This window comes from Streptomyces sp. ALB3 (assembly GCF_044385685.1).
Taxonomy (GTDB): Bacteria; Actinomycetota; Actinomycetes; order Streptomycetales; family Streptomycetaceae; genus Streptomyces.
On the sequence record NZ_JBISCE010000046.1, the window covers coordinates 186,293 to 199,857 of the forward strand.

At 71.7% G+C, this 13,565-nt stretch carries 12 protein-coding genes; 4 read left to right on the forward strand and 8 right to left on the reverse strand.

Annotation, left to right across the window (positions count from 1 at the left end):
• Positions 1-127: 127 nt before the first annotated feature.
• Together ACHFIV_RS30845 and ACHFIV_RS30850 are read right to left on the reverse strand one after the other, a co-directional pair.
• Positions 128-502 carry a hypothetical protein gene (locus ACHFIV_RS30845; RefSeq protein ID WP_398975832.1) on the reverse strand — a complete coding sequence of 125 codons (375 nt, stop codon included), beginning with the start codon at positions 500-502 and terminating at the stop codon, positions 128-130.
• Between the two features lie 264 nt (positions 503-766).
• Entirely contained in the window at positions 767-1,654 is an 888-nt protein-coding gene (locus ACHFIV_RS30850) for a glycoside hydrolase family 19 protein (RefSeq protein WP_398975834.1), read from the reverse strand.
• A 264-nt stretch (positions 1,655-1,918) separates the two neighbouring features.
• Here ACHFIV_RS30850 and ACHFIV_RS30855 point away from each other — a divergent pair, with 264 nt between their 5' ends.
• Positions 1,919-3,472, forward strand: coding sequence for a substrate-binding domain-containing protein (locus ACHFIV_RS30855; RefSeq protein ID WP_398975836.1), 1,554 nt, complete (start codon positions 1,919-1,921; stop codon positions 3,470-3,472).
• Between the two features lie 223 nt (positions 3,473-3,695).
• On the opposite strand, the gene ACHFIV_RS30860 is transcribed toward ACHFIV_RS30855, so the two are convergent.
• Positions 3,696-4,979 carry an adenylosuccinate synthase gene (locus ACHFIV_RS30860; protein ID WP_325750047.1) on the reverse strand — a complete coding sequence of 428 codons (1,284 nt, stop codon included), beginning with the start codon at positions 4,977-4,979 and terminating at the stop codon, positions 3,696-3,698.
• 186 nt (positions 4,980-5,165) lie between these two features.
• Between ACHFIV_RS30860 and ACHFIV_RS30865 the strand changes: the two genes are divergently transcribed.
• Positions 5,166-6,002: a diacylglycerol kinase gene (locus ACHFIV_RS30865; protein ID WP_398975838.1), complete on the forward strand. Its 837-nt coding sequence runs from the start codon at positions 5,166-5,168 to the stop codon at positions 6,000-6,002.
• 11 nt (positions 6,003-6,013) lie between these two features.
• Here the strand turns inward: ACHFIV_RS30865 and ACHFIV_RS30870 are convergent, their stop codons facing one another.
• Complete coding sequence (locus ACHFIV_RS30870; protein WP_398976595.1) at positions 6,014-6,532, reverse strand: GbsR/MarR family transcriptional regulator; 519 nt, start codon at positions 6,530-6,532, stop codon at positions 6,014-6,016.
• A gap of 92 nt (positions 6,533-6,624) precedes the next feature.
• On the opposite strand from ACHFIV_RS30870, the gene ACHFIV_RS30875 reads away from it, so the two are divergent.
• Positions 6,625-7,596 carry an ABC transporter ATP-binding protein gene (locus ACHFIV_RS30875; protein WP_398975840.1) on the forward strand — a complete coding sequence of 324 codons (972 nt, stop codon included), beginning with the start codon at positions 6,625-6,627 and terminating at the stop codon, positions 7,594-7,596.
• Complete coding sequence (locus tag ACHFIV_RS30880; protein ID WP_398975841.1) at positions 7,593-9,251, forward strand: ABC transporter permease; 1,659 nt, start codon at positions 7,593-7,595, stop codon at positions 9,249-9,251. The genes ACHFIV_RS30875 and ACHFIV_RS30880 overlap by 4 nt, the downstream gene beginning before the upstream one ends.
• A 129-nt stretch (positions 9,252-9,380) precedes the next feature.
• Here ACHFIV_RS30880 and ACHFIV_RS30885 read toward each other — a convergent pair whose 3' ends face one another.
• The 4 genes from ACHFIV_RS30885 to ACHFIV_RS30900 all read right to left on the reverse strand — a co-directional run bounded on the left by ACHFIV_RS30885 (position 9,381) and on the right by ACHFIV_RS30900 (position 13,544).
• On the reverse strand, positions 9,381-10,586 hold the full coding sequence (locus ACHFIV_RS30885) for a cytochrome P450 (protein WP_398975843.1): 1,206 nt from the start codon (positions 10,584-10,586) through the stop codon (positions 9,381-9,383).
• Between the two features lie 26 nt (positions 10,587-10,612).
• Complete coding sequence (locus ACHFIV_RS30890; protein ID WP_033296601.1) at positions 10,613-11,278, reverse strand: response regulator; 666 nt, start codon at positions 11,276-11,278, stop codon at positions 10,613-10,615.
• Positions 11,275-12,594, reverse strand: coding sequence for a sensor histidine kinase (locus tag ACHFIV_RS30895; protein WP_398975845.1), 1,320 nt, complete (start codon positions 12,592-12,594; stop codon positions 11,275-11,277). Before ACHFIV_RS30895 ends, ACHFIV_RS30890 begins: the two co-directional genes overlap by 4 nt.
• 74 nt (positions 12,595-12,668) lie before the next feature.
• Positions 12,669-13,544, reverse strand: coding sequence for an alpha/beta hydrolase family protein (locus ACHFIV_RS30900; protein WP_398975847.1), 876 nt, complete (start codon positions 13,542-13,544; stop codon positions 12,669-12,671).
• Between the last annotated feature and the right edge of the window lie 21 nt (positions 13,545-13,565).

The following is a 13,565-nucleotide window of genomic DNA, read 5'->3' on the forward strand; positions in this document are numbered from 1 at the left end:
GGAGGACGTCGGGGGACGTCCGGACGGCACGGCGGCAGCGGCTCACGGGGGTGGTCGCTGTCGTCGGCCCGCGGCGGCACCGGACTCCGCGCGGCCCAGCGGCCCGAGGCACAGGGGCAAGGCCGCCTCACCCAGGGAGCGTCGCCGTCTCCCCGACGGCGGCGAGCAGCCGGACGGGGAACTGCGGATCCGCCTGGCCCACGGCCAGACCGAGCCGGCGGGACGCGCCGGGTGCGCGCCAGACCTGCATGCTGCCCGCCAGGTTGCTGAGCCGCCGCACCGGCTCCGGAGCCGCGTCCACGCCCTCGTCCCGCTCCAGGTACGGCCGGAGTCCGACGGACTCCGGCTCGCCCCACCGCTCGCTCAACGCGCCTGCCAGGGCGCTGGACTCCGCCTCGATCTCCAGCTGGGCGGGCTCCACGAGCTCGCGGGACCGGTCGTCCCAGAAGTCCCGGCTCGCCATCAGGACCAGCGGATGACGACCGGGGCCGCCGCTGCGCACGCCGACGTCCTCGCTCTCCTCCCCCGCCGGGAACGGCAGGACGAGGGTGCTGTCGATCAGGGCGAGGCGGTCATGGGCGGGTCGTGGCGCTGTCCGGGTTCATGGCGCGTGATCCTGCCGACCTCCCGTACGGGAGGACCGGCCGGGGGCGGCACAGCCAGGGCGGGCCGCCCGGGTGCCGGCCGGACGGTGGATCGGAAGCACGAAACGGGGGCGCGTCCGGCCGAAGCCGGGCGCGCCCCCTCTCCCCGGGGTGGGGCCGGGTCAGCAGCTCAGGTTCGAGCCGGGTGTGGTGCCGAGGATCTGGACGAAGGCCTGGTACTTGGCGATGCGGCTCTGGACCTGGCCGGGGTTGCCGCCGTTGCACTCCAGGCTGCCGTTGATGGAGCGGATGGTCTCACCGAAGCCGGCGCCGTTGACCATGGCGTTGTGAGGCGTCATGGTGCCGGGGCCCGACTGGGTGTTCCAGTACCAGAGGCCGGTCTTCCAGGCCACTGCCGCGTTCTGCTCCACCTGCCAGGGGTTGCCGAGCAGGTCGATGCCGAGTGCGTCACCGGCGGCCTTGTAGTTGAAGTTCCAGCTGAGCTGGATCGGACCGCGCCCGTAGTAGGCGGCCTGACCGGCAGGGCAGCCGTACGACTGGCTGGTGTCGCAGTAGTGCGGGTAGTTCGCGGTGTTCTGCTCGACGATGTGCACCAGACCGCCGGTCTCGTGGCTGACGTTGGCGAGGAACGCCGCCGCCTCCTGCTTCTTGACCGTGTCACTGCCCGTGTTGGCGAATCCGGGGTACGCGCTCAGCGCCGCCTTGAGGCCGTTGTAGGTGTAGAAGGAGTTCCGGCTCGGGAACATCTGGTTGAACTGCGACTCGCTCACGACGAAGCCCGAGGGGGTCCCCGGGTCGGTCCCGCCGCCGGTGCCACAACTGCCCTGGTCGGCCCAGACGTCGACCGTGCCGGGCCGCTCGTTCTGGGTCCACCACTTCGCCGACCAGTTGTGCCCGTTGTACGAGGCGGTGCCACCGCCCCAGTAGACGGCGGAGGCGCTCCAGGCCGGGGCGCAGGCGGCGGCCGAGGCCGTGGAGACGGGGAGGAAGACGAACGTCGCGATGAGTGCGCCCAGCGCGACGATCAGGCTCATGACACGTTTGGCCACGTGATCACTCCTTCGGCGCGGAGCCCGCGCTGAGCGGGCGCCGTCATGGGGGGTTGCGGCCACTCAAGCGTCGATGGTCTGGACCTGTCAAGGTCTAGACCAAAACTCGGCCTCTTTCCCTGCACCCCAACTGACCGGAACAGCAGGCTTATTGAACGCGAGGCGAACTTCACCGGAAGGAAAACGGAGGCGCACCCACCACAGGACCTCCCGCCGTACGGTGAGCCATCCGGCACACCGCACCCACGAGGGAGCGCGAGCACCATGGGTTCGCTGTTCACCCCCGAGAACGTCATCGCCCTCCTCACCGCCCTCCTGGGCGTCGCGACCTCGGCGGGCGTGCTCTGGTACGAACGCCGCGTCCCGCGCCGCAAACGCATCGGCTACCGCGTACAGATGGACACCCCCATAGGCAGCGAGGTCAGCCAGGGCCGGGCCAGTGTGCGGCTCGGTCTCTTCAACGAGACCCCCGACATGGCCGACGCCACCCTCGTCCTGCTGCGCGTCGAGAACGACGGCTCGCAGTCGATCGGCGACGAGGACTACACCGGGCGCGGTGAACTCAACGGTCTCACGGCGGAGTTCACCGGACGGACGGTCCGCGGGATCGCCGTGACCCATTCCCCGGACGCCGAGCACCTGATGGATCACTTCACCCCGGCGGCCGGCCTGCGGCACGACGGCTCGGTGATCCGGCTGCCGCGCGTCCCCCTCAACCGCAACGAGCACTTCAAGCTCCTGGTCCTGCTCACCGGTTCGCACGTGGGCGGTCCGATCAGGGTCTCCGGGGGCATCAGGGACGGTGTCGTGGCGCGGAACAAGGCCGCCCGCCCCGACGAGAAGCCCCCGCTCTTCGGCCCGGCGGCCAGGATCATCACCGTGGCCCTCACCACCTGCGTCGTCACACTCGCCGGGATCATCCTCGTACGGGACGACTCCCCGCCCCCGATGGACTGCGCCCAGGGCACCCTCACGGTCACCGGCTCCACCGCGTTCGAGCCGGTCATGGAGGAACTGAAGGAGAAGTACGAGGACGAGTGCGAAGGCGCCGGCATCCGCCTGGAGATCCACGGCAGCAACGCCGGTGTGCGCAAGCTCGCCGCCACCGGCCTCGAGGCCGGCTCCGACGGCTCCCCTTCCATGATCGCCCTGTCCGACGGCCCCAGGCCTGCCGCCCTCACCGAGCTGCACGGGAAGCGGGTCGCGATCTCGCTCTTCTCGCTCGTCGTCAACGACACCGTGCCGGTGAAGGACCTGTCCCTCGACCAGATCAGACGGATCTACCGCGGTGAGGTCCGCAACTGGAACGAGGTCGTCGAGGGCGGCCCCGACCTCGACATCCGGCTCGTCAGCCGGGACGCCGACTCCGGGACCCGCGAGGTGTTCCAGCGACGCGTGCTGGGCGCCAACGAGCTCGCCACGTCCTCGCGCGACTGCGTCACCAAGGACTACGCCGATGCCCCGGTCCTGCGCTGCGAACTCGACGGGACGGACCAGGTCCTGAGCGAGGTGGCCGAGCTCGACGGAGCGATCGGCTACACCGAACTGCGGGGCGGTGCGGTGCCCGACGGCGCCCACCGGACAGCCATCGACGGCACCACGCCGTCCCTGAAGTCGATCGCCACCAGCAGCTACCCGTACCGGGAGATCGAGTACGCGTACACCTACGGGTCGCCGCCCGCGAACTCCCTGGTGGCCGGATTCCTTAACTACCTGGACAACTACGGCGAGGAGATCATGCGCACCAACGGACACCTGCCCTGCGCGACGCCCGAGGGGATGAGGCTCTGCGGGGAGGGCTGGGTCGTGCCTGAGTAGGGGGCGAAGCGACACCCGGTGTCCGGCGGTGCGATCGGACCCGCTTCCGGCATCCGCCCCCGTGAGCAGCCGACGACCGCACCTCACCCCGCATCCGCCTCGTGCGCCGCGTCCGGGCCGGGGGTGTACGGCGGCGGTCGACGCGTCGTGCCCGCCGTCCGCCGCCGCGGTCGTGCCCCATCCGTTCCTGCGGGGGTCCCTACCGGGGTCCCTACCGGAGTCCCTACAGGAACGAGTTGATCTCGATCGTCTCGGTACGGCCGGGGCCGACACCGATCGCGGAGATCGGGGCGCCGGACATCTCCTCCAGCGCCTTCACGTACGCCTGCGCGTTCTTCGGCAGGTCGCCGAAGGTCTTGGCCTTCGTGATGTCCTCGGACCAGCCCGGCAGCATCTCGTAGACCGGCTTCGCGTGGTGGAAGTCGGTCTGGCTGTACGGGAGCTCCTCGACGCGCTTGCCGTCGATCTCGTACGCCACGCACACCGGGATCTGCTCCCAGCCGGTCAGTACGTCCAGCTTGGTGAGGAAGAAGTCGGTCAGGCCGTTGACCCGCGTCGCGTACCGCGCGATCGGGGCGTCGAACCAGCCGCAGCGGCGGTCACGGCCGGTGGTGACACCGCGCTCGCCGCCGATCCGGCGCAGCGCCTCGCCGTCCTCGTCGAGAAGTTCGGTCGGGAAGGGTCCGGCACCGACCCGGGTGGTGTAGGCCTTGAGGATGCCGATGACCCGGCTGATCTTCGTCGGGCCCACGCCGGCTCCGGTGCAGGCGCCGCCCGCGGTCGGGTTCGACGACGTGACGAAGGGATAAGTGCCGTGGTCGACGTCCAGCAGAGTGCCCTGGCCGCCCTCGAAGAGGACGACCTTGCCCTCGTCGATGGCGTCGTTCAGGATCAGCGTCGTGTCGGCGACGTACGGCTTGATCTGCTCCGCGTACTGGAGCATCTCCTCGACGATCTTGCCGGGCTCGATCGCACGCCGGTTGAAGACCTTGGCGAGCAGCTGGTTCTTCTGCTCCAGCGCCGCCTCGACCTTCTGCTCCAGGATCGACTCGTCGTAGAGGTCCTGGACGCGGATGCCCACGCGGTTGATCTTGTCGGCGTAGGTCGGGCCGATACCGCGCCCGGTCGTGCCGATCTTGCGCTTCCCGAGGAAGCGTTCCGTCACCTTGTCGACGGTGACGTTGTACGGAGTGATCAAATGAGCGTTGCCGCTGATCAGGAGCTTGGACGTATCGACGCCTCGCTCGTTCAGACCGCTCAGCTCGGAGAGCAGGACCGCCGGGTCGACGACGACACCGTTACCGATGACCGGGGTACACCCCGGCGACAGGATTCCGGAGGGGAGGAGATGCAGTGCGTACTTCTGGTCGCCTACGACGACCGTGTGGCCGGCATTGTTGCCGCCCTGGTAACGCACCACATAGTCAACGGATCCACCGAGGAGGTCGGTGGCCTTCCCCTTGCCCTCGTCACCCCACTGAGCACCGAGCAGCACAAGTGCGGGCACAGGCGTACACCCCTTCCGGGCGGGGCATGTCCAAGGTCAGGGGGCGTACGTAAAGGTCGTACCTGCCGCACGACGATGTACGGCAAAGCCTGAGCCGTCGAACCGGGTGCCCCGGAATAGACGAAGCCCCTGGCGCAATAGCGCAAGGGGCTCTTGCACCAAGATGCTACCCGAGGAAGGACCGAGGTGTCGGCTGCAGAGCCCCCCGGCGACGGCGACCACCAGCTACTCGTGCTCATCGACCCCCTTGCCCGCCGTTACGACGGCGAGTCCGTGCGCATCGCGAAGGACGTGCTGAGCGCCGGCGCGCACGCCAAGATCTGCTTCGCGGACGGCCCTGACGAGTTCGCCAGGGCCCTGTCGCGGCGGGGCTCCAGGCGGCCGGTCGTCGTCGGCGACGACCACGCGCTGCTGCGCGCCGTGTCCCAGCTCCACCGTGAACGGGAGCTCGCGGACAGCACCCTCTCCCTGATCCCGGTCGGCGCGGCGCACACGCTGGAACTCGCCCACGCCCTCGGCGTGCCCCGGGGGGCCGTCGCGGCGGCGCGCACGGCGCTCGACGGGACCGCCCGCAGGCTGGACCTGCTCGTCGACGACAGCGACGGGGTCGTGCTCGGCGAACTGCGCATCCCGGCGGTCAGGCCCTCACCGGGCGCGCCCCACACGGTCTGGGGCACGTGCCGCACGCTCGTGGCCTCGCTCGTCCGCCCGGCCCCGCCCTCCCCCTCCGGCGCCTCCGGTGCCCACAGGCTCCGGGTCGAGGCGGACGGAGCCCTGCTGAACGACCTGGACCGGCTCGTCGGGGACGTCTCGGTGACCGCCCAGGGAGACGGAGGCCTGGCGGACGTGGTGATCCACACGGCCTCCGGCGAGACGTACACGGTGGAGGCCAAGGCGGTCACGGTCTCCGGTCCGGACTTCCGCTACCGCGCGGACATACAGGTCGCGGGTCCCGTGAGGACCCGCACATGGACGGTGCGGGCGGGTGCCTGGGGGCTGGTGCTCCCCGCGGCGGACGCCTGAGGCCCCGCGCCTCACGCGGACGGCTTGCGGCTCTCGCGCCACCGGTCCAGCACGCCGATGAGTTCGGCCTGCATGAACGCGAAGAAGTCCGCCGTCTCCACGAGCCGCGCACCGGCCGGGGTGTCCTCGCCCAGGGAACGCGCGCCGTCCCTCAGCGTGCGCTCCCAGCGGGTGAGCACCTGGTCGCGGTTGGCGAAGGTGGCGTACCAGATCTCGTCGTGCAGGCGGTAGCGGTCGCGGCGTGAGCCGGGGTCGCGTTCGCGGCCGACCATGCTGACCTGGGTGAGGTAGTTGACCGCACCGGACACCGCCGCCGGGCTGATCCGCAGCTGCTCGCCGAGCTCCGCCGAGGTCATGGAACCGTCGTCGTCGGCGAGGAGGGACGCGAAGACGCGGGCGGCCATCCGCTGCATCCCGGCCTCGGTCATCTCGGCCGCGAAACGCTCGACGAAGCGTGCCACCGCCTCTCCGTCGCGCCCGGCGTCCTTGCTCCCCGCCGTGTTCCCCGGTTCCCCGGTCCCGCTGGCCATGGTCTTTGCCGTCTCCCCTGCTCCGATCACGAGCCAACTTTATACGCTTCCTTAACTTCACAAGTTTATGAAATACGCGTACGTTCAGAAACATGACGAAGGCACTCTCCGTGGCCGGACTGCACAAGTCGTTCGGCAGGACACGCGCACTGGACGGCCTCGACCTCACTGTCGGGACGGGTGAGGTCCATGGCTTCCTCGGGCCCAACGGCGCCGGGAAATCCACCACCATCCGAGTCCTGCTGGGGCTGCTGCGCGCCGATTCGGGCGCGGCACAGCTGCTCGGCGGGGACCCGTGGCACGACGCCGTGGAACTGCACCGGCGCCTCGCCTACGTGCCCGGCGACGTGGAGCTGTGGCCGGGACTCACCGGGGGCGAGGCCATCGACCTGCTCTGCCGTCTGCGCGGTGGCGCGGACAGGCGGCGCCGGGACGAGCTCATCGAACGCTTCGGCCTCGACCCGACGAAGAAGGGCCGGGCGTATTCGAAGGGCAACCGCCAGAAGGTGGCCATCGTGGCCGCGCTGGCCTCGGACGCGGAGCTGCTGCTCCTGGACGAGCCGACCGCCGGCCTCGACCCCCTCATGGAGGTGGTCTTCCAGGACGTCATCCTTCAGGCGAAGGCCGCCGGCAGGACCGTGCTGCTCTCCAGCCACGTCCTCGCCCAGGTCGAGAAACTGGCCGACCGGGTCAGCATCATCCGGCTCGGCAGGACCGTGCAGTCCGGTTCGCTGAGCGAGCTGCGGCATCTGACGCGTACGACGATCGAGGCCGAGACGGACCGGCCGGCCGGAGAACTCGGGCGACTGCCCGGCGTGCACTCCCTGGAGGTCACCGACGACGGGACCGGGAGCGGGGGCCGGGTGCGGTTCGCCGTGGACGGTGGCCATCTCGCCGGCGCCATGAGCAAGCTCGCCGAACTCGGTGTCCGCGGCCTGACCAGCCACCCGCCCACCCTGGAGGAGCTCATGCTCCGCCACTACGGCGACGAGCTCGCCGCCGACGGCCACACCCCGGCCGGTGTCTTCGGCCCAGGGGCCGCCGCGCACGGGAGCAGGCGATGAGCGCCGCCACCGCCACCCGCACCCCCTCGGCGGCCCACGCCTCCGCGGGCATGGGGACACTGACGGGGACCCGCGCCCTGGTCGCGTTCAACCTGCGCAGGGACCGTGTCCGGCTGCCCGCCTGGATCCTCGCCCTGGCCCTCGGCACGCTGTCCACGGCCGGCCAGTTCAGGACGCTGTACGCCACCCCCGAGGACCGCGCCTCCGTCCTCGGCACCATGGACAGCCCGGCCGGGCTCGCCATGACCGGGCCCCGGCACTACCTGGCCGACTACACCTTCGGTTCGATGCTCGGCCACCAGATGCTCGGCTTCACGGCCGTTCTGGCCGGCCTCATGAGTGTCCTGGTCATCACCCGCCACACCCGCGACGAGGAGGAGACCGGCCGAGCCGAGCTGGTCCGCTCCACCGTCGTCGGGCGTCACGCGCCTCTTGCCGCCGCGCTCTGCGTGGCGGTCGTCGCCGACCTCGCGCTCGCCCTGCTGCTCGCCGCCGGGCTCGGGGCCATGGACCTGGCCCCCGGCGGTCCCACGGGCGCACTGCTCTACGGCCTCGCGCACGCCGCCGCCGGCCTGGTCTTCGCGGGTGTCGCCGCGATCACCACACAGCTCACCGCCCACACCCGGGGCGCGTCCGGCATGGCCCTGGCCGCGATCGGTGTCGCCTACGCCCTGCGGGCAGCCGGTGACGCGGGCGGCGACGACGTCCTCTCCTGGCTCTCCCCGATCGGATGGGTCCAGCGCACCTACCCGTACGTGGACAACCGCTGGTGGCCGCTGCTGCTCTGCGTGGCACTCGCCGTCCTCGGCGCCGGTGCCGGATTCCTCCTGTCGACACGGAGGGACGTGGGTGCGGGGCTACGCGCCCCACGGCCCGGCAGCCCGAGGGCGTCCGGCGCGCTGGTGCGTCCGGTGGGCTTCGCGCTGCGGCTGCACCGCTCCCTGCTGGCCGGGTTCGGCGCCGGTCTGTTCCTGATGGGCGCGATGTACGGGGCGATCCTGGGCGAGGCCGACGCCATGCTGCAGAACATCGACGGCCTCCAGGAGGCGCTCCGGAGGACCGGCGGCGCGAGCACGGCCGAGTCGTTCGCCTCGATGATCATGGTGATCCTCGCGGTGGCCGCCTCCGTCCACGTCGTGACGGCGGCCCTCCGGCCACGGTCCGAGGAGAACGCCGGCCGCGCCGAGCCCCTCCTGGCCACCGGTCTCTCCCGTGCGCGGTGGGCCGGCAGCCACCTCGCGGTCGCCCTGGCCGGAGGCACGGCGCTGCTCCTGCTGGCAGGACTCGGGTCCGGCCTCGCGGGGGCGGCGTCGACCGGCGACTCCGGGCTGGTGCTCTCCCTCGTGGGCGCGGCGCTCGCCTACGCACCGGCGCTGTGGGTCACCGCCGGGATCGCCGCGGTCCTGTTCGGCTGGCTGCCGGGCGCGGCCCACGCGGCCTGGGCGGTCCCGGTGTACGCGTTCGTGACCGGCTACCTGGGCCCGCTCCTCCGGTTCCCGGCCTGGATGAGCGACCTCTCCCCCTTCGGCCATGTCCCCCGGCTTCCCGCGTCCCCCATGAGCTGGACGCCCTTGGCCGTCCTCACGGTCGTCGCGGCCGCTCTGGTCCTGCTCGGCCTGGAAGGATTCCGGCGACGTGACCTCCAGACCAAGTGACGGGGCACGCGGGCCGAGCGGGAAACCGTCCGCCCCCGCGTCCGGCCGTCCCGCGTCCGGGGACACCTGACCCGGCGGGGTACGGCGGGTGCGCGACCCCGGCCCGCAACGGCTCCGGGGGCTGCTGCCTCAGATCTCGACCAGTAGCTCCCGCAGCCCCCGGATCACGTAGCCGGGCTTCCACTCCGGCTCGGCCGTCAGCCGCATGCCGGGGGCCGAGCGCAGCAACGCGCCGAACGACGCGGCCAGTTCGAGGCGGGCCAGTGGGGCGCCCAGGCAGTAGTGGATGCCCGCGCCGAATGAGATGTGCGGGTTGTCCTTCCGGGACAGGTCCAGTGTCTCCGCGTCGGCGAAGCGTGCCGGATCCCGGTTGGCCGACGCGAAGAGCAGCGCGACCTGCGAGCCGCGCGGAATGACGGTGCCGTCGACCTCGATGTCGTCCAGGACCCACCGCGCGAACATCGGGACCGGGGTGTCGTAGCGGAGCAGCTCCTCCACGGCGGTCGGCAGCAGGCTGTGGTCACCGCGCAGGGCTGCCAGCTGCTCCGGGTGCCTGAAGAGCATCCACCAGCTGTTGGCGGTGGCGTTGACGGTCGCCTCGTGACCGGCGTTGAGCAGCAGGACACAGGTGGAGACGATCTCCTGCTCGGTCAGCCGGTCCTCGTCGTCATGGGCGGCGATGAGCCCGGAGATCAGATCGGCCCCCGGATCCCTTCGCCGTGCCCCGATCAGTTCCCGCAGATAGCCGGAGAACTCGACCGACGCCTGTACGGCCGCCCGCGCGGTCTCCTCCGGCGGGTTCAGCTCGAACATCCCGCAGATCGCCGCCGACCACGGCCGCAGCAGAGCCCGGTCGGCCCCCGGGACACCGAGCATCTCGGCGATGACGGCCACCGGCAGCGGCTCCGCGACCGCGCTGAGCAGATCCCCGCCGCCCGCCCCGACGAAGTCCTCGACGAGCCCGGCGGCTAGCCGCTCCACGGTCGGGGCGAGCGCCTCCACCCTGCGGGGCGTGAAGGCCTTGGCGACGAGCCGCCGGATCCGGGTGTGGTCGGGGGCTTCCAGATCGAGGATCCCGTGCCCGTTGAGCGTGTGGAACGGCTCGTGGGCGGCGGGCGGGGCGGTCACGCCGAACTCGTCGTGGCCGAAACGGTGCAGGTACGTCCGCCCCAGCCGCCGGTCGCGCAGCAGCCCGGACACATCGGTGTGGTGCGGGACGAGCCACTGCCGCGTCGGTTCGAAGTAGTGCGCCCTGCCGGTGGCGCGCAGCGCGGCGTAGGCCGGGTACGGATCGGCGACGAACGCCGGGGACCAGGGGTCGAAGGACACATGCATGGGCCGACGCTATCCGGGGGGTGGCGCTATCCGGGGGTGACCAGCCGCGCCTCGTACGCGAACACGGCCGCCTGGGTCCGGTCCCGCAGACCCAGTTTCACCAGGATGCGGCTGACGTGCGTCTTGATCGTCGACTCGGCGACCACCAGGTGCGAGGCGATCTCGAGGTTGGACAGCCCCTGCGCGATCAGCACCAGAACCTCCGTCTCCCGCTCCGTGAGGTCGCCGATCCTGGCCATGGCCGGCGGCCGGGGCGCCTCGGCGATCTTCGAGAACTCGGTGATCAGCCGCCTGGTCACCGTCGGAGCCAACAGCGCCTCGCCGGACGCCACCACCCGCACGCCCTCGGCGAGCTGCCGGGCCGACGCGTCCTTCAGCAGGAAGCCGGAGGCCCCGGCCCGCAGGGCCTGGTAGACGTACTCGTCGAGGTCGAACGTGGTCAGGACCAGCACCTTGGCGTCCGCGTCGGCGGCGACGATCTCGCGCGTCGCCTCGATGCCGTTGAGCTCCGGCATCCGGATGTCCATCAGGACCACGTCGGGCCGCAGTGCCGCGACCTGCGAGACGGCCTGCCGCCCGTCGACGGCCTCTCCGACGACCTCGATGCCGGGCATCGCGTTGAGCAGCACGGAGAAGCCCTCGCGGACCATCATCTGGTCGTCGACGATCAGGACCCGGATGGTGTCGTTCATGCCGTCCCGCCCTTCGTGGTGGCGGTCTCGGCCGCCGGTACGGGGAGGAACACGGCGACCTCGTAGCCGCCGTCCTCCGTCGCCCCGGCCGTCATCTCGCCGTTCAGCATCGCGACCCGCTCCCGCATCCCCGTGATCCCGTGCCCGGCACCCGGCGAGGGCTTCACCAGCCCCCTGGGCGGACCGTTGACGACGCGCAGCCCCAGCCCGCCGAGCACGTAGCCGATCTCCACCTTGGCGGTGGCGCCCGGCGCGTGCCGGAGCGTGTTGCTCAACGCCTCCTGGACGATCCGGTACGCCGACAGCTCGACGCCCTGGGGAAGCTCGCGTATCGCGCCGGTGACCGTCTTCTCCGTCTCCAGACCCGTCTCGCGGACGTTGTCCAGCAGCCGGCCGATCTCGGCGAGGGTGGGCTGCGGGGCGTCCGGCGCCTCGTAGTCCTCCGCCCGTACGACACCGAGGACGCGGCGCAGCTCGGTGAGCGCGGCGACGGCGTTCTCCCGGATGGTGACGAAGGCCTGCTCCAGCTCGGGCGGCGGGTTCTCCACCCGGTACGGGGCGGCCTCGGCCTGGATCGCGACGACGGACATGTGGTGGGCGACGACGTCGTGCAGCTCCCGGGCGATGGTGGTGCGCTCCTCCAGGAGCGTGCGCCGGTCACGTTCGACGGCGGTGACGGTGCGCTGCACGGTCACCTCGCGCTGGGCCTCGCGGCGGGTCTGCACGACCGTCACGACGAGCAGGGCGACCGCCGACGTGAAGGCCATGCCCCCGGCGGTCGACGAGGGGTTGTAGGGGCCGAGGGCCGCCGAGAGGAAGCCGGGGAGCAGGGTGATCGCCCACATCCAGGCCGCCGTACGCGGCCTGGTCCGCGCCGCGACGACGATCAGGACGCCCAGGTGGCACACGAAGGTGTGCGGCGACCACGGCCAGTCCCCGCCGCCCACGACGACCGTCACCGGGACCAGGGCGATCGACGCCCAGAAGGCGAGGACGGGGCGGAGCAGCGTCATCAGCAACACGGCGGCCGGCAGGAAAGCGGTGATGAGTGTCGCGATGCCGAACGGGGAGTAGGTGTTCGCCGAGAAGACGCCTCCCAGCAGCGCGATCAGCGCGACCGCGGCCACCACCGCGTGCGGGAACCAGACGGCCCGCGTCCTGACCGGCTTCGGAAGCCGTCGGATCACCGGGCCGTCGGAGCCCAGCGGCCCCATCGGACGGTAGTCGAGCACATGGTGGAAGAGGTCCTGCCGCAGGCCGTCTATCGCCCCTGCGGCCAGCCGGAATTCCGGGCTTCTGGTCTTCGTCTCGGTCACGCTCACACGGTAGGCGCCGTCCTGTGCCCCGGTCGTCAGCAGTGATGCGGATCCTCGGCCGTCCGTCACAAGTACTACCAGGCCAGCTGGGCGATCTCCTCGGCCACCACGGCGCAGGCGTCCGCCGACGGATCGATCAGCGGAAAGTGCCCCACCCCGTCCAGCAGCGTGAGCCCCACCATCTCCCCGGCTTTCGCCGCCGCGTCGACGAACGCGTCCGTGACGGCCTGCGGCACGGTGATGTCGTCCACGCCCTGCACGACGGCCGTCGCGATGCCGGTCGGCAGCAGCAGGGCCGGATCGACGTGCGCGGCCCGCGCCTCGGCGTTCTCCTCGCCGCCCAGGAGCTGGTGCAGCGCACCCGAGCAGACATCCAGCTCGACCGCGCTCGCGAAGTCACCGATCGGTGCCAGGGCGACCACCCCGCGCAGTGGCGGCGCGGCCGGCAGCCGCCACGGCGAACCCTCCGGGAGCACATGCCGGGCGGCTGCCCACAGGGCGAGCTGGCCGCCCGCCGAGTGGCCGGTCACCACGGTCTTGCGCGGATCGGCCCCCGGCAGCTCCCGGGCCGCCAGCTCCGGCAGGGCGTCCATCGCCGCCGCCACGTCGTCGAACGTCTCGGGCCAGCGCCCCGCCACCGGGCCGGCCGTGCCCTGCCGAGCGGTGCCGCCACCGCGCCTGTATTCGACGCTGGCCACGGCGAAGCCGCGCCGAGCGAGGAAGTCCGCGAAGGGCGAAACGTGCTGCCGGTCGTACGGCGCCCGCCAGGCGCCGCCGTGCAGGAGCACGACGAGCGGTGCCCCGGCGCGGCCGTCCCGCGGCGCGAAGAAGTCGATCACCTGGTCGGGGTGGCTCCCGTAGGCCGCGGACCCGTCGGGGGCGACCACCGGATGGGCGAACGCCGACTCCGTCTCGGCGGCGTCGCGATCACGCGCGGCAGAATCCGACATGCTGCACCAACCGTCCTGGGC

Bases quoted from the DNA above. Each gene is read 5' to 3' on its own strand.
- ACHFIV_RS30855 (WP_398975836.1), top strand. From the start codon at position 1,919: ATGGGTTCGCTGTTCACCCCCGAGAACGTCATCGCCCTCCTCACCGCC.
- ACHFIV_RS30870 (WP_398976595.1), bottom strand. From the start codon at position 6,532: ATGGCCAGCGGGACCGGGGAACCGGGGAACACGGCGGGGAGCAAGGAC.
- ACHFIV_RS30875 (WP_398975840.1), top strand. From the start codon at position 6,625: ATGACGAAGGCACTCTCCGTGGCCGGACTGCACAAGTCGTTCGGCAGG.
- ACHFIV_RS30880 (WP_398975841.1), top strand. From the start codon at position 7,593: ATGAGCGCCGCCACCGCCACCCGCACCCCCTCGGCGGCCCACGCCTCC.
- ACHFIV_RS30885 (WP_398975843.1), bottom strand. From the start codon at position 10,586: ATGCATGTGTCCTTCGACCCCTGGTCCCCGGCGTTCGTCGCCGATCCG.
- ACHFIV_RS30890 (WP_033296601.1), bottom strand. From the start codon at position 11,278: ATGAACGACACCATCCGGGTCCTGATCGTCGACGACCAGATGATGGTC.
- ACHFIV_RS30900 (WP_398975847.1), bottom strand. From the start codon at position 13,544: ATGTCGGATTCTGCCGCGCGTGATCGCGACGCCGCCGAGACGGAGTCG.